Source organism: Enterococcus sp. AZ191 (assembly GCF_051713845.1).
GTDB lineage: Bacteria > Bacillota > Bacilli > Lactobacillales > Enterococcaceae > Enterococcus_B > Enterococcus_B durans.
In genome coordinates, this window is sequence record NZ_JBIOQS010000001.1 from 919,753 (window position 1) to 946,143 (window position 26,391).

Genomic DNA, 26,391 nt, shown 5'->3' on the forward strand with positions numbered 1-26,391 from the left:
CTAGCTGGGTAGCCCATTTTGCAGGTGATGGGGCAGGAAGGCTATAGTCTAGTATCAACTTCTTTTTTTAAACATTATGAAAAACGTTTACATTTGAAGGCGGTTATGCTACTATCAATTCATAAACATTATAATGTTATATAAGGAGAGAACGCACATGGATAAATTTATAGGGATCATCGAGCGAAGAATCATGCCGGTTGCCAATCGTATCGGTACTCAGCGACACATGACAGCAATTAGAAAAGGGATCATTGCCACCATGCCGCTAACGATCGTCGGTTCGTTTTTCACCATTCTACTGAACATACCCATCGAATCAGTGGCATCAGTCATTGAATCCTATCGTGAAATATTGGATATTCCTTTTCGTTATACAGTAGGAATCCTTGCATTGTATGCTACATTTGGCATTGCATCATCATTAGCCAAAAGTTATAAACTGGATTCTTTGACTGCAGGTATTTTAGCTTTGATGTCCTTTCTGATTGTAGCAGCGCCACCGCTTCGAGTAGTCGAAGATTTGGAAGGGGTTACGGCTGGCCGTTATATCAATATTGCGAATTTAGGTTCTGGATCATTATTTGGCGCTATCGTTACAGCAATTGTTTCTGTTGAAATCTATCGTTTTTTTATTGAGAAAAAGATTACGATCAAAATGCCTGATGGTGTACCACCAGAAGTGACGAATTCTTTTGTAGCATTGATTCCAGGTGCAGTTATCTTGATTTTTTTCTGGGTAGTGCGTCATATGTTGGGATTTGATTTAAACGGGTTCCTAAGCCAATTATTGATGCCTCTAAAAGGTGTACTAGCTGGTAATAGCTTGTTTGGCGGCTTGTTGACTGTCTTTCTGATTTGTTTCTTTTGGGTTCTTGGGATTCACGGTCCTGCAATCATGGGACCAGTCATTCGACCATTTTGGGATATCTCGATTGCCGAAAATATTGATGCATTCAATGCTGGAACAAATGCTCAGAACATGCCCAATATTTTTACAGAGCAGTTCTTGCAATGGTTCGTCTGGATCGGAGGAGCTGGGACAACGCTAGCTTTAGTTGTACTATTTATGTTTTCTAAATCAAAATACCTGAAAAGTTTAGGACGATTATCTATTTTACCTGGTCTTTTCAATATCAATGAGCCAATGATTTTTGGTGCACCGATCGTCATGAATCCTGTCTTAGGTATTCCTTTTATTGTTGCTCCATTAGTGACAACCACCTTGTCTTATGTATTGACAGTAAGTGGAATCGTACCGATGATGGTGGCACGATTACCTTTTGCGATGCCTGCACCGATTGCCGCATGGATGAGTACCAATTGGAGTGTGGCAGCAGGAGTTCTTGTTGTCGTGAATTTCTTGATCACTCTGGCAATTTATTATCCATTTTTCAAAGTGTTTGAAAAACAACAGTTGGCTCGTGAAGCAGAAGAACTAGCTAAAGAAGAAGCGGCTAAAATGATGGACGGCATCACACAGGAGCAAGCATAGTAAGTAAAGAAGAGAGGGAGAAAAATGAAGCGTTCATTAGGCGTGTCCCTTTATCCAGATCATAGTGATTTGGATGAGGACAAAGAATATTTGAAATTAGCACAAAAATATGGGTTTACGCGCATTTTTATGAGTATGTTAGAGGTAACAGAGGACCCTGAAATCGTAAAAGAAAAATTTCGTCAGCTGATTACTTTTGCTAAAAGTTTGGGATTTGAAACGATTTTAGATGTCGCACCGAATATTTTTGAACAGCTGGATATTTCTTACGACGATCTTGGCTTTTTCCATGAAACAGGTGCAGACGGAATCCGTTTAGATTTAGGTTTCGATGGCAAAAAAGAAGCATTGCTTACGTATAACCCCTATCAATTAGCAATCGAGTTGAATATGAGTAATGATGTGGCCTATCTGGAAAATATTTTAAGTCATCAAGCAAACCAGCCATTTTTATATGGATGTCATAACTTCTATCCCCAAGAAGGAACGGGATTACCCTATGCCTTTTTTCAATCTTGTAGTGAACGATTTAAGAAGCATGAAATTCGAACGGCGGCCTTTATTTCGTCACAGGCGGGAACGATCGGACCATGGGATATCAATGATGGGTTGCCGACATTGGAAATGCACCGACATTTAGCGGTAGAAACGGCGACGAAGCACCTGTTTGCTACCAATTTGATCGATGATGTGATCATTGGGAATGCCTATGCTTCAGAAAAAGAACTACAAGCTTTAGGAAATCTGGATCGTTACCAAACAACGTTTACGGTCGAATTTGTATCTGAATTAAATGAAGTTGAGCGAGCAATCATGTTGAATGAACAACATGTTAGACGAGGAGATATTACGGAACAAGTGATTCGTTCGACAGAAGTGCGCAAAAAATATGGTGGACAAAACAATCCTGCCCATGATACAACCTTTGAATTTCAACGAGGAGACGTTGTTATCGGAAACGATAGCTTTGGCAAATATAAGAATGAATTGCAAATTGTTTTAGAACCACATAGTGATTCTAGAAAAAACAAGGTCGGTTCGATCATTCCGGAAGAAAAAATCTTACTTGATTTTATTCATCCGTGGTCAAAATTTAAATTTATAGAAAAGCAGGCGCGATGATGTTTGATTTGGTAATCAGAAAAGCTCATACAGTAACAGGAAAAACAATGGATATTGGAATTGAAGATGGGAAAATCAAAAAAATTGCTCCGACCGTTCGAGAAAAAGGAAGAAGAGAAGAAGTCTTAGCTCCTGATCAGTATTTATCTGCTGGTTGGATCGATGATCATGTGCATTGTTATGAAGAAATGACACTTTACTATGATTATCCTGATCAAATTGGGATAATGAAGGGTGTGACAACAGTCATTGATGCAGGAACTACTGGTGCTGAAAATATCAGTCGATTTTATGAACATGCCCAACAAGCAAAAACCAATGTCTATGCACTATTGAATATTTCAAAATGGGGAATCATCAAACAAGACGAACTAGCGGATCTGACAAAGATCCAAAGTGACTTAGTGAAAGAAAAATTAACAGAATTACCTGATTTTATTGTAGGTATTAAAGCGCGAATGAGTAAAACAGTTGTGGGAGAAAATGGGATCATCCCACTTCATATGGCAAAAAAAATCCAACAAGAAAATCAAAATTTGCCCTTGATGGTCCATATTGGTTCTGCTCCACCACATTTATCTGAAATTTTAGATGGACTGGACCGCGGAGATGTCTTGACGCATTGCTTTAACGGAAAAGCAAATGGGATCATGGATCAACAAACGAAAGAAATCAAGCCTTTTGTTAAAAAAGCAATAGAAAAGGGAATCATTTTTGATATTGGTCATGGGACAGATAGTTTTAATTTTGAGGTAGCTGAAAAAGCGTATGAACAAGGAGTCAAGGCAGATTCGATCAGCACTGACATCTATATCAAAAATCGTAAAAATGGTCCTGTTTATGATTTAGCAACGACAATGGAAAAGTTGCACTTGATTGGGTATACATGGCCTGAAATAATCGAAAAAGTGACGATTGCCCCTGCTGAAAATTTTCAGTTAAGAAAAAAAGGGAAGATCGAAGAAGGTTTTGATGCTGATTTCACAATATTCGAATGGCGAGATCAAAAGAAAACAGTGACTGATTCAAACGGCAATCAACGAACGATAACGGAACAAATCAGACCAGTGTACACGATTATTGGAGGAAAGAAATATGAGTGTGAGTAATGAAAAATTCAATCTAAAAGAAGTCATCAACGCTTCAGGAAGAATGACAGTGCTGGGTGTGTCGAAAGTTTCAGAAGCTGTTCTTGAGGCCCAACGTTTTGGTGGTACACATTTTTTTGAAATGGCTGACCTTAGTGAAAAAACGGGAGGTTATTTAGCTCAACTCTTAGGCGTAGACGATGTCCAAATCGTCTCTTCTGCCTCAGCCGGCATTGCGCAATCCATTGCCGCAGTCATTGGGCAAGGTAGTTTGACTCATGTATATCATCCTTATTCAGATACCATCAAGAAAAAAGAAATCATCTTGCCAAAAGGACACAATGTTGATTATGGTACTTCTGTTGAGTTGATGGTGCAACAAGGTGGTGGGAAAGTCGTTGAAGCAGGCTATGCAAATATGTGTACACCTGAACACCTCGAAATGATGATCACAGAACAAACAGCGGCAATCTTGTATATCAAGAGCCATCACACCGTACAAAAGAGTATGCTGACCATTTCGGAAGCAGTCGAGGTGGCAAAGAAGAACGATTTGCCTTTGATCGTTGATGCTGCAGCGGAAGAAGATTTATTGAAATATACACAATTAGGTGCAGATCTAGTTATTTATTCAGGTGCAAAAGCAATCGAAGGACCTAGTGCTGGTATGGTTATTGGAAAAAATCCTTATGTGTCGTGGGTACGTATACAATCAAAAGGGATTGGACGTTCGATGAAAATCGGGAAAGAAAACGTCCTTGGTTTTACTCAAGCAGTCGAAGATTATTTGCAAAATGGGAGTGAATCAGGGGAATCAATGAAAAAACGATTGCAACCATTTATAGAAGAATTGAACAAGATCGAACATCTTGATGCAAAAATCGTGCAAGACCCATCTGGAAGAGAAATCTATCGTGCAAGTGTGAAGACCACAGGGAAATCTGCAAAAACAGTTATCAGTGAATTAAAAGAACAAAATCCAGCAATCTATACCCGAGAATATCAAGCAAATAATGGCATCATTGAATTTGATATCCGTTCGGTTGATCAAACAGAGATGAAAAAAATCATTCAACGGCTAGAGGAAATAGTGAAGGAGAGAGCATAAATGACACGAACACTCAATTATTTAAAAGATCAGATTTGCTTGAATGTCTTAGCAAATTCGCTCCAAAATGCAAAAGAATGCTACGAAGCAGCAGAAGGACACATTTTGTTAGGGGTGCTTTCAAAAAATTATCCGAATGATGAAGCAGCAATCAAAGAAATGAAGCAATATCAAGAAGCTATCAATAATGCTTTATCAATTGGTTTGGGGGCAGGAGACCCGAATCAAAGTCAGATGGTCACTCGATTAGCCAAAGTCTTGCAACCGCAACATGTCAATCAAGTGTTTACAGGTGTAGGGGCAACACGAGCTGTCTTAGGACAGTCGGAGACAGTAGTCAATGGACTAGTTTCTCCGACAGGAAAAGAAGGATATGTCAATATTGCCACAGGACCATTAAGTTCACAAGGAACAGCGGGGGTGGTAACGATCGAAACGGCGATTCGCCTCTTGCAAGACATGGGAGGAACATCGATCAAATATTTCCCTATGAAGGGATTAGAACATCAGAAAGAATATGAAGCAGTAGCCCAAGCCTGTGCGCTTTATGATTTTGCTTTAGAACCAACTGGTGGCATCGATTTAGAGAATTTTGAAGAAATCGTTCAAATCGCAGTTGATGCAGGGGTAAAAAAAATCATTCCTCATATCTATAGTTCAATCATTGATCCGACTACTGGAAACACAAGACCTGAGGATGTTCGCAGACTATTGGAGATCACAAAAAAAATCGTAGAGTAAGGTGAAAAAATGAAAATTGGTGCATTTGGTGAAGTGATGCTGCGATTGACACCACCTGAATATTTGATGCTAGAGCAAACACATACACTTCGAATATCTTATACAGGGACCGGCGTGAATCTTGTAGGAAATTTGGCGCATTTTGGCATTGAAAGTTATTTGCTGTCTGCATTACCTGCTAATCGGCTAGGTGACGCGGCGTTAGCCAGTTTAAAAGGATTAGGTGTCCATACCACATACGTTATTCAAAAAGAACAGCATATCGGTACCTATTTTGCAGAAATGGGGTATGGTATTCGACCAACTGAGGTGACGTATCAAAATCGGAAGCATAGTTCTTTTGGACTAGCCGAAAAAAAGGATTATCAACTAGATGGATTTATTGAAACAGTTGATCTTGTGCATATCTGCGGTATCGGGTTAAGTTTGACTGATCTCTCAGCACAAACAGCAATTGCTTTGGCAAAAAAAGCAGATGAACAAGGGAAAAAAGTTTGTTTTGATTTTAATTTCCGTCCTAGTTTAAATCAAGAAAAAGATAAAAAAGCAGTGCTGAAACAACGGTATGAAGAGATTCTTCCCTACTGTACACTTGTACTAGGCTCGATTCGTGATTTGACGGAGTTGATGGAATGGCAGTCTGAATTTTCTGAGGTAGAAACGCCAAACGACTATATCCGTTCTTTCTTAGATTACTATGGGATTGAATGGTTTGCAGGAACCAAACGGACGGTGAGTGGGGGAAATAAACAATTAATTGGTTATTTGATTGCTTCACAAGAATCTGTAGAGACAGACTTGTATGATCTTTTTGTGCTAGATCGAATTGGTGCTGGCGATGCATTCGCAGCAGGGATTTTATTTGGGTATGCAGAAAAATGGACACTTTCACGAACTGTAGAGTTTGCCTTGGCAAATGCACGACTTGCACATGCTATCCAAGGTGATGTTCCTTTAACTACCAGAAAGCAAGTCCAACAATTGCTAGATGCACCAGATGTGGATCTGATCAGATAAAAGAAACAGTCGACGGACACAGACATCCATCAAGAGGGGCTATTCTGCCTTGTTCTGATGGATGTTTTTTGAATAATGGCAATGAATTATTTTTAATTATATAGATATTTTATTGTTCAGAAAAGTTGTCAAATTACTATTTTTCAGGGTATATACTGAATAAAAAAATTTTTCTACAAAAAGTTGGTGGAAAAACAGAACAGTTTTGTGTGATTTTTTGGATTCGCTTGACTACTGTTCAAGTGATCAGTATCATAAATGACAGATAGAAACAGCTAAATAAAAAAGGCGCCTCCATTTCTAGTGGCAGCTAGAAACAGAGGCCTTGAAAAGTCATACACAGTGACCAGTCAAGTTTGCCATAGTCAATGGAAACCATCGACTTCGTTTATTGTATCGAATCTTAGAGGAGAAATCTAGCCTTTTAGAGAGAAAAAATAAACAAAATGAATGCGTTTTATTTACTGTGTCAAAAAAGGATTGGGCAACGCGTGTCCAATCCTTTTTTATCCAATAAATACACCTGAGGATAAGAGTATCTAGCAAGGATTAAATGGCGGCCAGAAGATAGATACGTTGATGCAGTTCATCTGGTTGTGTTTATGGATCTTTTCAGGATAATGAATGACCTCGTGTAAGTGGCATTCAGCCAATCATTATTTGGTTGTTTTCTATCGTTAATCAAAAGGAAAAATGATCATGTATGCTAGGTGTTAAGGGGAAAAAGACCAAACGTTCATAATTGCTTACCAAGGAAATAAAATAAAAAAAGCAAGGGTTACCATCTTTTGTATGGTGGAAAGCCTTGCTTTTTTATTGCATGTTTATACATAAAAAGCTTTTTTTATTTACATAAGGTCTACTATAATAAGAAAAAAGTTACCTAAAGTAATTATTTTTGAGCGATAAAGGAGTGATAGAATGGATCGAGAACGATCAGAGGCTTATTTGGATGCTTGTATGATTGCGAAACGAACGACCGAATTTTTGCCGACACCACCAAATGGATTGTAGCGAAGGCATATTTATATTTTGAAAACTTGTTATCATTTGAAAGAAACAAACGGCACTGTGAAAATCAGTGATATCGCTAAAGCAATCAAAGGAACTCTACCGAGTGTGACAAAAAATATCGCAACCCTAGAAGAACTAGGGTATATGAAAAAACAAACAAATAAAAAAGATCGGCGCATCATCAATGTTGATTTAACCAATAAAGGCTTGGCTCTTTATCGTAAGGATGTTTCTGGATTCCATGAGCAAAATGCAGAAATTTTACAAGAAATCTCTATTGAAGATATGGATACGACGATTCGAACAATCAAACGAATCTATGAGTGGATGAACGATAGCATGGATTATCAGAAAGGAGAGAGGGAATGTATCGAACATTAGGAAAATCATTAAGGCAATATAAAAAAAGCGGCTGTATTTACGATGATCTTCATGGCTTTGGAGGTATCTATGGAAGTCATGCTCCCTTTTTTGATGGCAAAGATACTTGATCGCGGGTTTGAAACAAAAGATATCAGTTACATTTTCAAGATAGGTCTGCTTATGTGCTTGGTTGCTAGTCTATCGATGTTATTTGGCGTATTGGGAGGGAAATTCTCCTCAGACGCTTCTGCTAAATTTTCAGGGAATTTGCGGGAAGATATTTATAAAAATATCCAAAGCTTTTCTTTTCAGAATATTGATCGGTTTTCAACCTCAAGCTTGATTACTCGTTTTACAGGACACACACTTATTTACTGGAACGATCAAAGAAAATATCCGTTTCGGAAAACTTGATGCAACGGATGAAGAAATCTACGAGGCCTCTCAGTTAGTCAATGCAGATCATTTTATTCGTCAATTACCTAATGGCTACGATACAGAGTTGAGCGATGACGGAAGTTCTCTTTCTCAGGGACAACGACAATTACTTTCCATTGCTCAAGCAGCTATAGCTGATCCGACAGTACTCATCCTTGATGAAGCAACATCTAGTATCGACACTCGCACGGAGACAATCGTCCAAAAAGGAATGGATTCCTTGATGAAAGATCGGACTGTTTTTTGTCATTGCGCATCGTCTATCTACGATACGAAATTCGGATGCGATCATGGTATTGGATCAAGGAAGAATCATTGAGCGAGGAACACATGATGAATTGATTTCCCAACAAGGAGAATACTATCAATTATACACGGGGGCATTCAAGCATAGTTGATCGTTAGAACGATAACAAAAAATAGGTTTCAAGAAAAAAGCCGGATCACTTAAAAATCGCTGGATTTTTGAGTGATTCGGCTTTTTTGGTAAAAAATTGAGCGATACTAACTCTACAGGTGACTCATTATTTTGGAAAAAGTAATAGTGTGTATCAAAAGGAGATTTTGTAAAAAAGGTAGCGAAACATTTTCTATTAGTGAAACATAACATCTGAAAAAAATCAGGAATCAACTATTTCGCAAAAATGAAAGAAAACATTAGAATGAGAAATGTTATTGACGTATGAAGTGAAAGCATAGTTTTCTCCAGAAGAAAGTCGTTTCATATTTTTTTACATAGTTATTTATTTGTATTTGCTCATAAAAACGAGTCGGAAAGTATATCACTCTAAAACACTATATCTAGTGTTATGTGTTCTCTATACCATTAAAAAAGCACAAAATCTAGTCTTTTATTTTAAAAAAACAAGAGTAGAATAAAGATATACTTTTGAGTTAGGAAGTGTTTTTTTTTGAAACTGACAGTTTTTTGCGGCTCCCGTTTTGGCAATAAAGAAAGTTACAAATTTATTGCTCAAATGTTAGGAAAATATATGGCACAAGAAAATATTGAATTGGTTTATGGCGGCTCGGGCTCCGGCATTATGGGGGTATTTAGCCAAACCGTTCTAGAAAATAATGGAAAAGTCACGGGGATCTATCCTACCGGACTTTTCGAATTAGAAACTCCTAAGGAAGAAGTTACAACGTTCATTCCGACAGATTCAATCGATGAACGGAAAGTATTGCTCTTTGAAAAAGGCGATGCTGTACTGATTTTTCCTGGGGGATTAGGCACTTTGGAAGAGTTCTCGCAACTTCTTTCTTGGATAGCTATCGGTCTCACGCCAGATAAACCAATCGGGATTTTGGATATCGGCGGCTACTATAGCGGATTGCAAATATTGCTAGAGACATTTGCCAAAGAAGGCTTTATGGATGCAAAATGGCTAAATCGAATCTTTTTTTCAAATAATCCCTTGAAGCTAGTGGATCTATTACGAGAAGAAACAACTGGATTATCAACATTATTGAAGGAGGCAAAATAATGAGTCGAATCTATTTAGCAGGCCCATTTTTTTCAGAGGAACAAATCGAACGTGTAAGTAAAATCGAAAAGGCATTGGAAGAGAATAAAACGGTGAGCAGCTTTTATTCGCCACGACACCATCAAGAAAGCAATTATGAATTATTTACAGCAGGCTGGGCTCAAGAAGTATACGAAAAAGATATGGAAGAGTTAACTGCGGCTGACTTCGTCGTTGCTATTTTAGACTATGAACACCAATCAACTGATCCAGGAACAGCTTACGAACTAGGGGCTGCAACGATGATGAACAAACCAATGATCGTCTTTCAGGAAGAAACAGTTCCAACGAATTTGATGATCACGCAGAGCTTGCACACTTATTTGAAATCAGTAGATGAAATTCGCAACTATGATTTTGAAAAATTACCTGTAACAGCATATGTTGGCGAATACTTATAGAAAAGGAAGGATTGTATGTCAGTGATATTGATATCAGGAACAATTGGCGCAGGAAAAAGCAGTTTAACAGATATGCTTGCAAAAGAAATTGATTCAAAACCATTTTATGAAAGTGTAGAGGATAACGAAGTTTTACCGCTTTTTTATTCTAATCCGGAACAATACGCGTTTCTATTACAAATCTTTTTTTTGAATAAGCGATTTCTAGCCATGAAGAAGGCATTAGTGAATGATGACAATGTATTGGATCGTTCAATTTATGAAGATAGTTTACTCTTCCATTTGAATGCTGATTTAGGACGTGTAACAGATATCGAAGTCCAACAATACGACCATTTACTAGATACTATGTTGAATGAACTAGATGATGTGGCACCGAAAAAAAGACCAGATTTGATGGTCCATATCAAAGTATCATTAGATACGATGTTGGAACGGATCAAAAAACGTGGTCGTACGTACGAACAACTTGAAAGTGATGAAACGCTATATGGATATTATGAATCATTGAATCAGCGATATGATCAATGGTACGAAGATTTTGATGTATGTCCTAAGATCCAGATTGATGGAGATCGGTTTGATTTTGTAGAAAAACCGGAACATGCCCAAGAAGTGATCAAACAAATCCAACAAAAATTAGCTGAATTAGAAGGAGAGTCTTCTGGCAGTTACTTTACAGAAAACGATCATGCGAAAGGGCAAGGGCTTGGATTGTAAATAGAGTATCCTTTAAAGCAATAGTGAAAAAGTCAAAGGACAGAAATTAAAAATGAGGGTAGGATAAAAGTTTGTGTTACTTTTATCCTACCCTCATTTTTATTTAATTATAGAAATCTCCGACGAAGCTTTCTTTTGTATAAGTTTCAAATGATTTAAATGAATCTTTGATTAATTTATGACAATGGTCACAAATACTTAGGCTTCCTTGATCGCTAAATTCAGTATGAATATTCTTGCTATTTATACATGTACAGTAGTCGTGACTATCAAATATACTCATTGTGTTCTCCTTTATTTCAAACTGCTTACTTAATATAACAGAAAAATATGAAATATCCATAAGAATTAAGTAAAATTAAAAAACTGTTCCACGAATCAACAGAAGAATACAAAAAATGAGGTCGAGACAAAAGTGCTTCTTAATTTTGGCCCAACCTCTTTTTTGAAATTTTCGAAAAAACTGACTTTTGGACGCCGTTTATTCGAGAGTTTGTAGCAAAACTGATTTTTTGATTTGTCCAACATTTGCTAAACAGATAAATTTATTTCGGAGTTGGCTCATTTTTGTATGGACAACTCGTGTAGTCTATGCAAAACGATTAGAGGCTATAGATATTTCCATCCTCGTCTTCTATGCGATAATTTCCGATTTTAGTGAATTGAATCGACACGTCTTTTCCTTTTTCTTTTCCTGTGATCGTATAATTATCTGATTTAGTTTTTATCTTGATATCGGTTAAAGTGATTGCTTTTTTTGTAGTATTGGAAGTGTCCGTTTCATCTTCAGCATATGTGCGTACCCAAGTCATCTTATTATCTGTGAAGGTGAGTTGACCACTGATTAGATCCATATCTTTGCGCACCTTCAAGGAATACTGGCTATTTGTAATATCTGACTTATCTGCCATCAGAATAGATGAGTCAGTGGTTTGTTCGGATGATTGATCTGCCCCACCAAATAAACTACAGCCTGATAGAGTAGAACTTGCAAAAAGCAAAACAACCATTACGATTAATTTCTTCAAAATACTGCCCCCATTTTATAGTTATCAAAATTATACCATTAGACAGGAAAACATGAAACGGATGAGCGTGAAAATCCGTACTTTCAGTGAGTCAACTTTTTAAACAAGAAGGGAAAAATTATTTTTTCGAATTGGTTCTTCAAGAAAAACGTCCTGTACTTTGCTAAGTATAGGGTTATTTTAAAAAATGTCAATTGGTCTAATCCTTTTTAGAAAACGTTTCATAAATAGGCTTGTAAGTTGAGAAAACGTTTGCTATATTGATGGGGAAGTAACGAGTGATGAGATTCACAAAAGTTATTGTAACTCTATAAAAGAAGGTGCGACTATGACAAATTATCAATTTCCTGCTCACTTTTGGTGGGGGTCAGCAGCAAGTGGTCCTCAAACGGAAGGCCGTGTATCTGGTGATGGCAAAGGAGAAAATATCTTTGATTATTGGTACAGTAAAGAACCAGAAAAATTTTTCGATCAAGTAGGGCCGGGAAAAGCATCACAAGTTTATACAAAATACAAAGAAGATGTCCAATTAATGAAGCAGACAGGCCACAATTCATTTCGGACATCTATTCAGTGGAGTCGTTTGATTCCTGAAGGGATCGGCGAAGTCAATCCAAAAGCAGTTGAATTTTACCATAGCTATTTCGATGAATTGATCGAAAATGGCATCGAACCTTTTGTCAATTTATATCATTTCGATATGCCGATGGCACTCCAAGAAAAAGGTGGTTGGCTCAATCGGGAAACAGTGAAAGCATATGAACGTTACGCAAAAATCTGTTTTGAATTATTTGGAACAAAAGTCAAGAAATGGTTCACACATAATGAACCGATCGTACCTGTAGAAGCTGGCTATCTTTACCGCTGGCATTATCCGGAAAAGTCAGACATGAAACAAGCTGTTCAAGTAGGCTATCACGAAGCATTAGCATCTGCTTTAGCAGTTAAAGCGTATCATGAAATGGAACTAGAAGGTCAAATCGGTATCATTTTGAATTTGACACCAAGTTACCCTAGAGATGAAAAAAATCCAGAAGACGTGAAAGCAGCTGCAATCGCTGATGCCTTTTTCAATCGTTCTTTTCTAGATCCGGCGGTCAAAGGAGAATTTCCACAGGAATTAGTAGCAATCGTCAAAGAGCTAGGGATCATTCCTGCAATCAATGAAGGCGACTTGACGCTCATCAAAGAAAATACGATCGACTTGTTAGGGATCAATTACTACCAGCCTCGAAGAGTAAAGGCAAAAGAAACACCGATCGATCAAGAAAATGGTCCGATGCCAGAAGACTATTTTGATAATTATCAGATGCCTGGGCGTAAAATGAATCCTTATCGAGGATGGGAAATCTATGAAAAAGGAATCTATGATATTTTGGTCAATGTTCGTGAGAACTATGGCAATATTGACTGCTTTATTTCTGAAAATGGGATGGGTGTCGAAAATGAAGCTCGTTTCATCAAAGAAGACGGAATGATCCATGACGACTATCGAATCGAATTTGTTCAAGAACACTTGAAATATGTGCATCAGGCGATTCAAGAAGGTAGTAATTGTTTAGGCTATCATATGTGGACATGTATGGATAATTGGTCTTGGACGAATGCCTATAAAAACCGATATGGGTTCATTTCTGTCGATTTATCAAACGATGGAAAACGGACGATCAAGAAATCCGGCTATTGGTTTAAAGAGTTATCTGATAAAAATGAAATGATTTTATAGCAATAAAGAGGAGATCGAGACAAAAGTCGTGTAGGTTTGAGAAATTGGAGAAAAAAACGAGCAATACGTTTTTTGTATTGCTCGTTTTTTTTTGAAATCTCCGAAAAAACTGACTTTTGATCGCCGTTTATTGGAGAGTCTGTAGCAAAACTGGTTTTTACCTTTGCCCCACATTCTTTTTTAGTACAGACGGTAAAAAGGTGTCTGTTGTAATCATGTATAAGTTTATTTTGCAACAAGCGAATCTGTCATGGATATTTTCCTCAATAAAAGCATCAAGCAAATGGAAGAGAAAAAAGTGGTTCGAATTAGGAGAAATGGGTACGTGCATCCTTTTTTTAGATGATAAAAAATAATTCTAGTTTTTTAAAGCTTTTTTTTATTTTTTCCTCTATAAGACCCTTTTTTTGTATATAATAGTATAGGTAAAATTGAATAGGAGTGAAGGAAGGCATGAGAAAAAAGAGACCTTTTCTTCTCTTTTGGTTACTTGGTTTTTTCCTACTGCTTATTTTGTCTGCTGCGGCTTCAGGAAAACTGACAGCTGATATTTCTCAAAAAAATACAGAAAAAATAGTTGCAAGTAAAGAATCAGTAGATAAATTTAAAAAAGAATTTTCGACGTATTGGTGGGAAGATTATAAATTAGTAGCCAACTACGATAAGGGAGAATTAGAGATCTATTTGCCAAAAGATAAGGAAAATAATCAGTTCATCAATATAGATGATGTGCTGAGTGCGATTTCATTTAGACAATATCAATTCAAGGACAAACACTTGACGGTGTTATTACTAACCAACAAAGGGGAACGCTTGGCCCGATTAAAAAATGGCAAAGTAAAAACCAGTTATTCGGATAAAATCAATGTAGATATAGTCGATAAACGATTAAAAGAATGGATCAAAACAAACGAGCAAGTGAAAAAAAATTCAGAGTCTACCACTACATCAGATTCTCCGACAGAACCTCCTTCGACTAGTGGGGAAACAGCCGTAAATACGGTCAATAATCAAAGTGAGTTAAATCAAAATAATCAATAGAACTATCTAAAAAGAGTAGAAAAAAGAATCAGTTGTTTCTATTATTTTTTTAGTTGTTGAGACAAAACGGCCAATCAGATGGGCACATTTTTAGCTAATTTCTAAAAAAATCTTAAAATAATTTTTTTTTTAGAGAATTTTCATTTTTGAAGAGCAGAATATACAAAAATGAATAGAGAGAAGTGATATGTGTGACACGTTTGAAAAAATTGTGCCAAAATCGTCTGATGATTGTTCTGATCGCCAGTTTTTTCTTTTGGTTAAAAACAATTTTTGCCTATTGTATTGATTTTTCATTGGGAGTAGAAGGAAGTATCCAATACTTTATTTTATGGATCAATCCGATTGCAACGACACTGCTTTTTTTTGGCTTATCTTTATATATAAAGAAGCTCAAACCAGCGTTGTTTGTCCTTTTGATCATTGATATTTTAAATACATTAGTTCTATATTTGAATATTATCTTTTACCGTGAATTCACTGATTTCATTACGGTGAAATCTGTATTAGGATTTTCAAAAGTATCACAAGGTCTTTCAGGAAGCTCTTTTTCTTTGGTGGAACCCCATGATATTTTATATTGGTTGGATATTCTCATCTTTATTGGTCTACTTGGTTGGTTGATCGTGAAAAAAGTTCCACTAAAGAGTCCGGCTGTGCCCAAGCCAGTTGCGCTAGCCCTCACGTGTCTATCCGCTTTGATATTTTCTGGTAATTTAGCGCTCAGTGAAGCGAATCGCCCTCAGTTATTACAACGAACGTTCGATCGTTCTTACATCGTGAAATATTTAGGGATTGATGCTTATACGATTTACGATGGCATCAAAACAGGAATGACGAGTAGCGTACGCGCGCATGCAAGCAGTAATGGACTCGATGAAGTACTAGATTATACGAAACAACACTATGCTGAACCAAATCCCAATACATTTGGCATTGCCAAAGGAAAGAATATCATTGTATTACATTTAGAAAGTTTTCAGCAATTTTTGATCAATATGAAGGTGGATGGTCAAGAAGTCACTCCGTTCTTAAATAGTATTTTTCAAAATCAATCAACGATCAGTTTTGACAATTTCTTCCATGAAGTGGGTCAAGGGAAAACAAGTGATGCAGAAAATATGTTAGAAACTGGTACTTTTGGGTTGCCTCAGGGTTCATTGTTTACAGAGCTTGGCTCAGATAATGTCTTCCAAGCAGCACCCGCGATCCTTGGACAAAGCCAAGGATATACAAGTGCTGTCTTCCATGGAAATGTTGCTAGCTTCTGGAATCGGGATCACGTATACAAAAACCTTGGGTACGAGAATTTCTTTGATCGTTCTTATTTCAAAGATTCAGATGAAACTCTTGGATATGGCATTTTGGATAAAGATTTATTTAGTGAATCGACCCAATATTTGGAACACTTACAACAACCTTTCTATGCCAAATTCTTATCTGTCACGAACCATACTCCTTATTATACAGATGATAAGAATTTTGACTTTCCGTCATTGAATACAGGGAATAGTACGGTAGATAATTATGTACGAACTGCTCATTATCTTGATCAATCATTAGAACAGTTCTTTACGTATTTGAAGAAATCTGGTATTTATCAAAATTCGATGTTTGTGATCTACGGGGATCATTTTGGAATCTCTAACACAGACAATGCAGATCTCGCAACGGCGCTAGGGAAAGATGCTAAGACTTGGAATGAATTTGACGATGCTCAAATGCAAAGGGTACCGTTGATGCTCCATATCCCAGGATATACGCAAGGAAAAGTGAATCACGAGTATGGTGGAGAGATCGATGTATTACCGACTCTGTTGCATCTAGTAGGTATCGATGATAAGAATTATATCCATTTTGGAACAGACCTATTGTCTGCCAAACACGATCAAGTAGTTGCATTTAGAAATGGAAACTTTGTTACGCCGGATTATACCGTCTTAGGTGGAAAAACCTATAATAATCAAACAGGTGAAGTTATTGATGAAAAAACAGCAGGAATCGAGGAAGAGATCAAACAAGATCAAGATAAAGTGAAAAAAGCGTTAAGTCTCTCCGATAAATTGAATCAGGAAAATCTTCTAAGATTTTATGTCCCAGAAGGATTTGAAACGATCGATCCTAAAAAATATGATTATAAAGATGAAGCACAAAAAAATGAAGCAATCGAAAAACAAAAAGGAAATAGTTCAACGAGTGTCTATTCAAAAAATGGCAATAAAACAACGACGAACCTTTATCCAATAGAACCAGAAACAAGCAAATGATCATACTAAAAAACTTCTAAAGAGATTGGATGTTCCATTTCTTTAGAAGTTTTTTTATAATTCATGAATTTTTTATTTTTTGCGTATTTGATTAATGAATGAAACAAATTTTTAGTATTGAATGTTCTTGCTTCATTCTGTTCTTGGATGAGGGAAGAGCCAATACAAAAATCTGGATGTATTCAAACGATGGAGGAGGAATTTTATGTACGATGGGAAATTGATCAAACAACTTAGGGTGAACAAAAAACTGACACAATCGCAATTAGCACAAGGAATCTGTTCTAAAACGTCTTTAGTAGGGATTGAAAGCAATTCAGTAAAAAAAATATCCTTTTTGACACTAAAAGCATTTTTAGAACGATTAAATATTTCTTTGGCTGAGTACGAATGGTTACGTAATCAAATGGATGAACCAAAGAAAATCAAGAAAAGTCGTCATCTCTTAAACAAAGTCCAAGAAGATAATTTCGATCCTTATAAGGAAATTGCAAATAATCGCAAACAATTCAAAAAAACGACGGATCTCTATTATCTGGTATTGAATCTACAGATGTTTTGGGAAACAGAAGGGGAGTTGCAATTAGAGTTTTTAAAATATGAATGTCGGACAATCGAAGAGTATTTTATGCAAATGAGGGAATATGGACTCTTCGAATTGGGGATATTAGCTGAATTTCCTTACATATTCAGTGATTCATTCATTGATAATCATTATTTAAAAATCAAGAAAAGAATGAGGCTGTTGCCAGATTCAAAACTATCGGATCAATATTTATTTACTTTTTTAAAAAACTTAACCATTTACTATATTGATAAAAAACGTTTCAAAAAAGCCCGTAGTATCAATGAAGACATGTACCGCAGTTTAGCTCACAAAGAAAAGTCAACGATTATTTATGAGATGCTGATGCTTGAGTATTACCGGCGGATGATTGCTGCAGCTTTAGGCGAACCAATCATAGAAGGAGCGAAGACGCTCTTTTCTGTAATCGAATACACGTTGGGAAAGAAAGAGCGCGTGGCACTTGAAAAAAAATTAGTAGCCGTTGAACACCAGAAGAGCGAGGGAAGATAAACAAACTTAGTACAAAAAAGCATGACGATAACTAGCTAGAGAGTTCTAAATGATAAACACAATTAGGACTCTCTGGCTGAGTTATTCAGTGAAGGTTCTGGTATCATCTTTAATTGTTTAAATCGTGGTGGATGATCGCTTCCTTATTCTTTTGCGTATCAAATAAGGGAAAAAAACGGTTAATTTCGTTGGTTGCTGAATCACGGGAATCAGAAGCATGAATAATATTTTCTGTTCCTGGTAAAGCATAATCACCACGGATCGTTCCTGGAACGGCATCGACAGCTTTTGTTGCGCCAACCATCTTGCGGACGATGTCGATTACATCGTCACCAGCTAAGACTAGATAGACAACTGGCCCCGAAGTCATGTAGTCGATCAATTCAGAAAAAAAACTACGTCCAGATAAATGTTGGTAATGCTCTTTTGCTAATTCTTCTGTCATAGTAGCAAATTTCATTTCGGTGATTGCTAAACCCTTTTCCTCAAATCGTTGGATGATTCGGCCGATTAAATGACGTCTTACACCATCCGGTTTAATAATGACAAGCGTTCGTTCCATCTCAATCACTCCTGTTCAATTGTTATAGTCTTATTATACTTGTGTCTATAAAAAGGTACAAATATTAGTGAAGTCTAGAATAGGTGACTGACAATAAAAAAGTTAACACTCGTTATTTAAAGATTTTCAAAAAAATAAGTTTGACATTCCTTCTATATGTTGTTATATTTACGGAGGAAAACTAAATAAGATTTGTTAGGTGAGGCTCCTATACAAACATAGGCTACTGCCCAAAAACGTCGAGAGACGCCAATGGGTAGAACAGGAATTGTCGAGACAAGGCTTTTCATAAGGTAGCTAAAAGCAAGAAGTTGCTTTTTACGTTGTACAGTGTCAAAACTCAACGATGAGATCAAAGAAGCTTTTTTCGTGTGCTTTTTCGACCTTTCGCTGGATTTTGGCGAAAGGTCTTTTTGCTTTTTTTACATTAGTCTTCCAAATTATGCGTAAAAGGGGTGATTTTGTTGGGAAGTTGAAGCTGAAAATAGAAAAAAATATGTTGGAAAGTAAACAGATAAAGGAGATGAGAACAAATGGATGACAGTCCTGCGAAAAAACAAGAGCGAGAGAAACTGCTGGCTGAGACTATTATCTATCTGTTTTCAGCCCCTTTAGGAACAGCTTTTTCTTTCTCTCTCCAATAAAATAACTGATCGATAAAAAAGCTACCAGTACGTAGTTTTTGGCTGACAAAAAGGAGAAGAATGAGATGGAAAAAAAGAAAGATACACAAAAAATCTATGCTGCATTTGCAGGTACAACCAGAGAAGAATTACTACAATTTTTTCATTCAACAGATCATGGGATGGAAGAAGAACAAGTTGAACAAGCAAGAGAAAAGTATGGTGAAAACTCAATTTCTTATGGAAAGAAAACACCGTTTATTGTAGAAGTTTTGAAAGCATATATCACGCCTTTTACATTAGTTTTGATTGCTTTAGGTGTTATTTCATTTATCACAGAATATGTCTTAGCCGCACCCGGCGACAAGGATCTTTTTGGTGTTGCAATCATTTTTACAATGGTTATCGTCAGTGGAACAATGACATTGATCCAGTCTGTTCGTTCGAATCAGGCAGCTGAAAAATTAAAATCATTAGTAAAAGTGACCGCTGCGGTCAAACGAAATGGCAAATATACTGAAATCCCGATGGAAGAAATCGTCTGTGGTGACCTAGTAAGGTTATCAGCGGGGGATATGATCCCAGCAGACATGCGGTTATTATCCGCAAAAGATTTATTTATTTCTCAAGCGGCTTTGACAGGTGAAAGCTATCCAGTGGAAAAACAAGCACATGTTTATGAAGATGCGACACTTAGCGAAACAAGCTACGGTAATCTTGCATTTATGGGAAGTAATGTCATCAGCGGAAGCGCTGAGGGCATCATCATTTCTGTAGGAAATCAAACGTTGTTTGGACATGTTGCGCAGACCCTCTCTGAAAAACCAATCAAATCAAGTTTCGAGATAGGGATCCATAAGACATCGATGCTGTTGATCAAATTTATGGCGTTGATGGCACCAACGGTTATCGTTATCAACGGTTTTACTAAGGGGGACTGGTTAGAAGCCTTTCTATTTGGCCTATCGGTTGCCGTAGGATTGACGCCAGAAATGTTACCGATGATCGTCACTACTAACCTTGTCAAAGGTGCAAGTGTGATGGCGAACAAAGGAACAGTTATCAAAAATCTGAATGCGATCCAAAACTTTGGTGCAATTGATGTGTTATGTACAGATAAAACAGGAACGTTGACACAAGATAAAATCATTTTGGAATACCACATGGATTGTGAAGGAAAAGAAGATGACCGTGTGTTACGACATGCTTATTTGAATAGTTATTATCAAACGGGACTAAAAAATCTACTTGATGTCGCGATCATTGAAGAAGCAAAAGAAACATTGGCAACGGATAGCATCAATTATCGAAAAGTGGATGAGATTCCATTTGATTTTGAACGTCGTCGGATGAGTGTAGTAGTGGAAGATGTTGCGGGAAAAACGCAGATGATCACAAAAGGTGCAATTGAAGAAATGCTTAGCATCTCTAGCTATATTGATCTTGGGGGTGTTGTTAGTCCGTTAACGAAAGAGTTAAGAGAATCTGTCTTAGCAAAAGTAAGAGATCTAAACGAAGACGGTCTTCGGGTCATTGGAGTCGCACAAAAGACGAACCCAAGTGTAGTTGGAGAATTTTCTGTCAAAGATGAATCCGAAATAGTCTTGATCGGGTATCTTGCTTTTCTTGATCCACCAAAAGAAACAACAAAACAAGCACTAAAAGCATTGAAAGATCATGGGGTGGCCGTAAAAGTTTTGACTGGGGACAATGAGTTGGTTACCCGTTCTGTTTGTCGACAAGTTGGATTAGAAATCAATGAACTGATTACAGGAGAAAAAATCTCAGAGATGAATGATCGTGAATTGGCACAAGTAGCTGAAGATCATGAAGTCTTCGTCAAATTAAATCCGCAACAAAAAGCACGATTGACTACAGCTTTGCGCCAAAATGGGCACACGGTAGGATTTTTGGGTGATGGAATCAATGATGCACCTGCGATGAAAGTAGCTGATATCGGTATTTCAGTGGATACAGCGGTGGATATTGCCAAAGAATCAGCAGACGTGATTCTTTTGGAAAAAGACTTAACGATTTTAGAAAAAGGTCTTTTGTTAGGTCGAGAAACTTTTGGAAATATCATGAAATATATCAAAGCAACAGCAAGTTCGAATTTTGGTAACATGTTTTCTGTATTGATTGCTAGTACATTTTTACCATTTCTACCAATGTTACCGTTACAAATCTTGTTCTTGAATTTGATTTATGATGTTTCTTGTATCTCTCTTCCTTGGGATCAAATGGATAAGGAATATTTAACTGAACCTAAGAAATGGAAAGCATCTAGTATTGGAAAATTCATGGTCTATTTTGGTCCAACCAGCTCGATCTTTGATATCACCACATACTTATTGATGTATTTTGTGATTTGTCCAACTGTTGTTGGGGGGAACTTCCACTCATTGGATGCGAAACAACAAGTCGTATTTATTGCATTGTTCCATGCCGGATGGTTTGTCGAATCCTTGTGGACACAAACGTTGGTACTGCACGCACTACGTACACCGAAGATTCCATTTCTACAAAGTAACGCAACATTTGCGATGTTCATCATTACCACTTTGGGAATAGTCGTAGGGTCCATTTTACCATTCACAGGATTTGGTGCAGAATTAGGTTTGTTGCCTTTACCAGGAACGTATTGGATCTGGTTGATTGTGACGGTACTAGCTTACTTAGCTTTAGTCACGATGGTCAAAAAAATCTATATCAAAAAATTTGGTGAATTGTTATAAAATGAATTGATCTTATAAATCAAGACAATATAGAAGAAAGAGAGCCCATCTGAGCTATGGGTTTCTATCAAGCAGGAGAATGTGGGACAAAAGTAAGAAACACTTTTGTCTCATACTTTAAAAACGAATAAACGGTGGGAGCAGAAGCAACTCCTTCTGTCCCAACCTCTTTCTGTGTTGAATCGAAAGGACAGTTTTGACACTATTTATACGATGTAACTGCTATATAGTGATTTTGTCAGCACATTGATTAGGATAATTTTCATGAAATTTACACTCACTTCTATACTTTCAACTGGTACTCATGCTAAACTAAAGGTATTGTTTTTTGAAAGGATTAGTGAAAGTATGAAAGGCGCAATATTTGATTTAGATGGTCTATTAGTCGACACCGAAAAAACATATCGTGATGGGTGGCTATGGGGCTTTGAGCAATATGGAATAGAAATACCAAAAGAAATCGTAGATGCCTGGAGCGGTAAAAACTGGAAGCAGAGCTTTGACATTTTAGTTGAAGCTGCCGGCAGTCTAGAGAAAGTGCAAGAAGTCCGAGCAATACGGGAGGAATACTTTTACCAAAAACTACGTGGTGGAGAAATTGCACTCAAACCTTACGCAAAAGAAATTTTGACTGAGTTAAAAAAACGCCAACTCAAATTAGGTTTAGCGACTACGACTGTTACAAAAAGAGCCACAGATATCTTAGAACAATTTGATCTGTCGCACTATTTCGATACGTTGACCTTTGGTGATGAAGTAGCGGAAAATAAGCCTTCACCGATCCCTTATTTGACAGCCCTCGAAAAGACAGGATTGCTTGCACATGAAGCCTTTGCGATAGAAGATTCACTAGTGGGAGCTACTTCAGCTTCACGTGCTGGGCTAGGAGTTGTTTTGATTCCAGATGCTAGTTTTGATCGAAACTACTCCGCCAAAGAAAAAGCTGGATTAACATTATTGGTTGAAGGAAAAGATTTGCGTATCGTTGTTGAAATGCTCGATAAAAAAACAATAAATTAAGCGAGATATAATTTTTTTTATTTTTATGCTTGACTTTTAAATTTTGTTAAGGTAAATTATGTCCAACAACAAAATAACTTTTCGTTGATGAGGAAAGTAAACTTGAAAGACTTCTCAGAGAGACTCTGTTCGGTGCAAAGAGTCAAGTTCGCAAAGTTGAAAAATGGCCTCGGAGAATAATCTGTCGATAGGTAGGCAGGTTCGGTTCACGTTCATCCGTTAAAATGAACACCAATCTCTTCAAATGAAGATGTTGGGCAGAGGGAAGGAAACTTCCGAATAAAGGTGGTACCACGATTGATCGTCCTTTTACTAACACAAAGTGTGTTGGTAAAAGGATTTTTTTTTAATATTTTTTTGCGATGAGATAGTAAGTACAACTGGAAATCTTTTAACAGAGAGCTTCGACAGCTGAGAAGAAGCAAAGAGGAACAGTTAGAAAATGGCTATTGAGCATTTCACCCCGAGCAAAAATTGTGAGGCGGTGACGGTTGCGACCGATATCTTGCTAGAGTATGTATGTACTTGAAAAGGAGTTGAATGTGAGTTCAACTTGAAGATGAGGTGGTAACACGCAAAAGGCGTCCTCAAGAAAGTGATAAAGATCATTTTCTTGAGGATGCCTTTTTTAGTATAAGAAAAGGAGGAAACAAGATGATTGAATTACAAAATATAAGTGTCCGTTTTCACCAAAAAGATAAAGTGATCCAAGCTGTAGAAGATGTCGATTTGTTTATTGAAAAAGGGGACGTATATGGGATCGTTGGTTATTCCGGTGCAGGAAAGAGTACGTTGGTCCGAGTGATGAATCTGTTACAAAAACCTACAGAGGGAAAAGTCATCATCAATCAAACTGATTTAGGTAAGCTTTCGGCAAAAGAGCTAAGAAAAGAACGAAAATCGATTGGGATGATTTTTCAACATTTCAATTTGATGGAGAACCGCACGATTTTTGACAACGTTGATTTTTCACTGAAGTATACGGGAAAGTCAAAACAGGAACGTCGTCAAAAAGTGAGCGAACTTCTAGAGTTAGTTGGATTAGAAGAAAAAACATCTGCCTATCCGAATCAACTATCGGGAGGGCAAAAACAGCGTGTAGCGATTGCTCGCGCATTAGCAAATGAACCGAAAGTTTTATTATGTGATGAAGCCACGAGCGCACTTGATCCAAAAACGACACATCAAATCTTAGCCTTGCTAAAGGAACTTAACCGTAAGCTGGGATTGACGATCGTCTTGATCACGCATGAAATGCAAGTAGTCAAGGAAGTATGCAACAAGGTGGCGGTGATGGAAGATGGGAAAATCGTAGAAAAAGGTAGCAGTGTCCAGATATTTAGCCATCCACAAGAAGCGTTGACAAAAGATTTTATTCGTACAGCTACGCATTTAGATCAAGCACTTGAAACAATTATTGGACATCGAGCTTTTGCAGAACAAATCACGAATAAATGGTTGGTTGAATTGAGTTATGTGGGGAATCAGACAAATGAACCGTTGATTGCACAGCTCTACAGCAAATACCAAGTGACTGCTAATATCCTCTATGGAAATGTTGAATTGTTGCAGGAAACACCGCTTGGAAGTTTGATCGTGACACTCGCAGGTGAAACGAATCAACGGCAAAAGGCACTGGACTATTTGATACGTTTGGGTGTTCGAGTCAATGTGCTACAGAAGAATGAAGAAAATGAACAAATCAAAATTGCAGAAGGGGGAATTTGACATGAGCAGTTTAGTTGAAAAATATCTACCGAATGTTTACTTGATTCCAGATGAATTCATTGAAGCGACAAAACAGACCCTGTATATGTCTTTTTGGACAGCGTTGATCGGTGGTATTTTAGGAATTATTTTAGGTATCACGTTAGTGGTAACTAGACCCAAAGGATTGTTAGAAAATCGTTTATTCTTTGAGACTTTGGATAAAGTGATCAATGTTATCCGTTCTATCCCGTTTATTATTTTGTTGTCTTTACTAGCAGTGACTACCAGATTTCTAGTAGGTACAACGATCGGTGCAAAAGCAGCACTCGTTCCTTTGATTTTTGGAGTCGTTCCTTTCTTTGCCCGCCAGATCGAAAACGCCTTACTAGAAGTTGACCCAGGAGTCATTGAAGCAGCAGAAGCAATGGGAACGAGTCCTATTGGAATTATTCTTCGTGTTTATTTATTAGAAGGCCTACCCGGAATCGTGCGAGTATCTGCTTTGACGATTATCAATGTGATTGGATTAACTGCAATGGCAGGTGCTGTCGGAGCAGGAGGACTAGGGAATTTAGCTATTTCTAGAGGATATAATCGGTTCCAAACAGATGTAACGATCGTAGCAACATTATTGATATTAGCGCTTGTCTTTTTAAGTCAATTCATTAGTAATTTAATCATAAAAAAAATAGCACATTAAGTTGGAGGAAAAAAATGAAAAAAATTATTCGATTTACCACGCTTGTCATTATTGCTCTGATTTGGTTAACAGGATGTTCCCAAGGAAAGGCAGCTACAAAAGACACAACAAAGGAAACTACCGTAAAACTGGGGATCATCGGTGAAGATACAGATGTATGGGATGATGTAAAAGTACGTCTCAAGAAAGAAAATATCAATTTGGAATATGTAAAATTTACCGACTATAATCAACCAAATGCTGCACTAGCAGATGGATCGATCGATTTGAATTCATTTCAGCATCAGTTCTTTTTGGATAACTACAACAAAGAACATGGAACAGATTTAGTTTCGATTGGGAACACTGTGAATGCACCATTAGGTATTTATTCAAATAAAATAAACGACGTGAAAAAAGTCAAAGATGGAGCTAAAGTAGCTATTCCGAACGACGTCACTAATGGAGGCCGAGCATTATTACTTTTGCAAACAGCAGGATTAATCAAAGTGGATAAATCAAAAGGTCAAACACCGACAGTTTCAGACATTACTGAAAATAAAAAACAGTTGGATATTTCGGAATTAGATGCTTCACAAACAGCCCGATCATTGAATGATGTGGATATTTCTGTTATCAATAGCGGTGTGGCAGTAGATGCAGGATTTACCCCTACAAAGGATGCAATTTTCTTAGAACCAGTAGATGACAACGCACGTCCATACGTGAATATCATCGTTGCTAGAAAAAAAGACGAAAAGAACAAGACTTATCAAAAAGTAGTAGATGCGTACCAGACAAAGGAAACAGCGAAAGTGATTGAAAAAACATCAAAAGGGTCAAGTGTAGTAGCATGGGACACATTTGGTCGTAAATAATAAAACAAAAT

Annotated in this window: 22 protein-coding genes, 1 pseudogene, 1 riboswitch and 1 other annotated feature; of the genes and pseudogenes, 21 read left to right on the top strand and 2 right to left on the bottom strand. The window is 37.2% G+C overall.

Features of this window, described 5'->3' with window-relative positions; translation table 11 throughout:
• Positions 1-157 precede the first annotated feature (157 nt).
• The 12 genes and pseudogenes from IGI47_RS04380 (at position 158) to IGI47_RS04435 (ending at position 11,033) form a co-directional block, all read left to right on the top strand.
• Complete coding sequence (locus tag IGI47_RS04380; RefSeq protein WP_438783462.1) at positions 158-1,495, top strand: PTS sugar transporter subunit IIC; 1,338 nt, start codon at positions 158-160, stop codon at positions 1,493-1,495.
• A 24-nt stretch (positions 1,496-1,519) separates the two neighbouring features.
• Positions 1,520-2,617 (top strand): DUF871 domain-containing protein, encoded by a 1,098-nt coding sequence (locus IGI47_RS04385; RefSeq protein ID WP_438783463.1) that lies wholly within the window; start codon positions 1,520-1,522, stop codon positions 2,615-2,617.
• Positions 2,617-3,726, top strand: a complete 1,110-nt coding sequence (locus IGI47_RS04390) for an amidohydrolase/deacetylase family metallohydrolase (RefSeq protein ID WP_311930062.1) — start codon at positions 2,617-2,619, stop codon at positions 3,724-3,726. Before IGI47_RS04385 ends, IGI47_RS04390 begins: the two co-directional genes overlap by 1 nt.
• Entirely contained in the window at positions 3,713-4,813 is a 1,101-nt protein-coding gene (locus IGI47_RS04395) for a DgaE family pyridoxal phosphate-dependent ammonia lyase (RefSeq protein ID WP_438783465.1), read from the top strand. The genes IGI47_RS04390 and IGI47_RS04395 overlap by 14 nt, the downstream gene beginning before the upstream one ends.
• The gene (gene dagF / locus IGI47_RS04400; RefSeq protein ID WP_438783466.1) at positions 4,814-5,554 is read left to right on the top strand and encodes a 2-dehydro-3-deoxy-phosphogluconate aldolase; all 741 of its coding nucleotides are present in this window, start codon (positions 4,814-4,816) and stop codon (positions 5,552-5,554) included.
• A 9-nt stretch (positions 5,555-5,563) separates the two neighbouring features.
• Complete coding sequence (locus tag IGI47_RS04405; RefSeq protein WP_438783467.1) at positions 5,564-6,571, top strand: sugar kinase; 1,008 nt, start codon at positions 5,564-5,566, stop codon at positions 6,569-6,571.
• Positions 6,572-7,603: 1,032 nt separating this feature from the next.
• Positions 7,604-7,966 carry a MarR family winged helix-turn-helix transcriptional regulator gene (locus tag IGI47_RS04410; RefSeq protein ID WP_438783468.1) on the top strand — a complete coding sequence of 121 codons (363 nt, stop codon included), beginning with the start codon at positions 7,604-7,606 and terminating at the stop codon, positions 7,964-7,966.
• 93 nt (positions 7,967-8,059) lie between these two features.
• Positions 8,060-8,362, top strand: a complete 303-nt coding sequence (locus IGI47_RS04415) for a hypothetical protein (protein ID WP_438784443.1) — start codon at positions 8,060-8,062, stop codon at positions 8,360-8,362.
• Positions 8,295-8,784, top strand: a pseudogene (locus tag IGI47_RS04420) (ATP-binding cassette domain-containing protein); the annotation flags it as partial. The gene IGI47_RS04415 and the pseudogene IGI47_RS04420, both read left to right, overlap by 68 nt.
• A gap of 513 nt (positions 8,785-9,297) precedes the next feature.
• Complete coding sequence (locus tag IGI47_RS04425) at positions 9,298-9,873, top strand: TIGR00730 family Rossman fold protein (protein ID WP_311930069.1); 576 nt, start codon at positions 9,298-9,300, stop codon at positions 9,871-9,873.
• On the top strand, positions 9,873-10,313 hold the full coding sequence (locus tag IGI47_RS04430) for a nucleoside 2-deoxyribosyltransferase (protein WP_193808799.1): 441 nt from the start codon (positions 9,873-9,875) through the stop codon (positions 10,311-10,313). The genes IGI47_RS04425 and IGI47_RS04430 overlap by 1 nt, the downstream gene beginning before the upstream one ends.
• A 15-nt stretch (positions 10,314-10,328) precedes the next feature.
• Positions 10,329-11,033: a deoxynucleoside kinase gene (locus tag IGI47_RS04435; RefSeq protein WP_081133976.1), complete on the top strand. Its 705-nt coding sequence runs from the start codon at positions 10,329-10,331 to the stop codon at positions 11,031-11,033.
• A gap of 602 nt (positions 11,034-11,635) precedes the next feature.
• Here IGI47_RS04435 and IGI47_RS04440 read toward each other — a convergent pair.
• Complete coding sequence (locus tag IGI47_RS04440) at positions 11,636-12,061, bottom strand: LptM family lipoprotein (protein WP_081133974.1); 426 nt, start codon at positions 12,059-12,061, stop codon at positions 11,636-11,638.
• 328 nt (positions 12,062-12,389) lie between these two features.
• On the opposite strand from IGI47_RS04440, the gene IGI47_RS04445 reads away from it, so the two are divergent.
• From IGI47_RS04445 to IGI47_RS04460, 4 genes are all read left to right on the top strand, one after another.
• A complete protein-coding gene (locus tag IGI47_RS04445; protein ID WP_438783469.1) occupies positions 12,390-13,787 on the top strand; it encodes a glycoside hydrolase family 1 protein in 1,398 nt (465 codons plus the stop codon).
• A gap of 453 nt (positions 13,788-14,240) precedes the next feature.
• Positions 14,241-14,828, top strand: a complete 588-nt coding sequence (locus IGI47_RS04450) for a hypothetical protein (RefSeq protein WP_311930072.1) — start codon at positions 14,241-14,243, stop codon at positions 14,826-14,828.
• A 191-nt stretch (positions 14,829-15,019) separates the two neighbouring features.
• A complete protein-coding gene (locus IGI47_RS04455; RefSeq protein WP_438783470.1) occupies positions 15,020-17,095 on the top strand; it encodes an LTA synthase family protein in 2,076 nt (691 codons plus the stop codon).
• Positions 17,096-17,300: 205 nt separating this feature from the next.
• On the top strand, positions 17,301-18,173 hold the full coding sequence (locus IGI47_RS04460; RefSeq protein WP_438783472.1) for a helix-turn-helix domain-containing protein: 873 nt from the start codon (positions 17,301-17,303) through the stop codon (positions 18,171-18,173).
• 109 nt (positions 18,174-18,282) lie between these two features.
• Here the strand turns inward: IGI47_RS04460 and ndk are convergent, their stop codons facing one another.
• Complete coding sequence (gene ndk, locus IGI47_RS04465) at positions 18,283-18,735, bottom strand: nucleoside-diphosphate kinase (RefSeq protein ID WP_311930075.1); 453 nt, start codon at positions 18,733-18,735, stop codon at positions 18,283-18,285.
• A 184-nt stretch (positions 18,736-18,919) separates the two neighbouring features.
• Positions 18,920-19,094, top strand: a riboswitch (M-box (ykoK) riboswitch).
• Between the two features lie 350 nt (positions 19,095-19,444).
• On the opposite strand from ndk, the gene mgtA reads away from it, so the two are divergent.
• The 5 genes from mgtA (at position 19,445) to IGI47_RS04490 (ending at position 26,380) form a co-directional block, all read left to right on the top strand.
• The gene (gene mgtA, locus IGI47_RS04470) at positions 19,445-22,093 is read left to right on the top strand and encodes a magnesium-translocating P-type ATPase (RefSeq protein ID WP_438783473.1); all 2,649 of its coding nucleotides are present in this window, start codon (positions 19,445-19,447) and stop codon (positions 22,091-22,093) included.
• Between the two features lie 348 nt (positions 22,094-22,441).
• On the top strand, positions 22,442-23,113 hold the full coding sequence (locus tag IGI47_RS04475) for an HAD family hydrolase (protein WP_081134021.1): 672 nt from the start codon (positions 22,442-22,444) through the stop codon (positions 23,111-23,113).
• A 75-nt stretch (positions 23,114-23,188) separates the two neighbouring features.
• Positions 23,189-23,425 (top strand) — a binding site (T-box leader).
• 342 nt (positions 23,426-23,767) lie between these two features.
• Entirely contained in the window at positions 23,768-24,841 is a 1,074-nt protein-coding gene (locus IGI47_RS04480; protein ID WP_005877242.1) for a methionine ABC transporter ATP-binding protein, read from the top strand.
• 1 nt (position 24,842) lies between these two features.
• Positions 24,843-25,523, top strand: a complete 681-nt coding sequence (locus IGI47_RS04485; RefSeq protein ID WP_311930078.1) for a methionine ABC transporter permease — start codon at positions 24,843-24,845, stop codon at positions 25,521-25,523.
• A 14-nt stretch (positions 25,524-25,537) separates the two neighbouring features.
• A complete protein-coding gene (locus IGI47_RS04490; protein ID WP_311930079.1) occupies positions 25,538-26,380 on the top strand; it encodes a MetQ/NlpA family ABC transporter substrate-binding protein in 843 nt (280 codons plus the stop codon).
• Positions 26,381-26,391 lie beyond the last annotated feature (11 nt).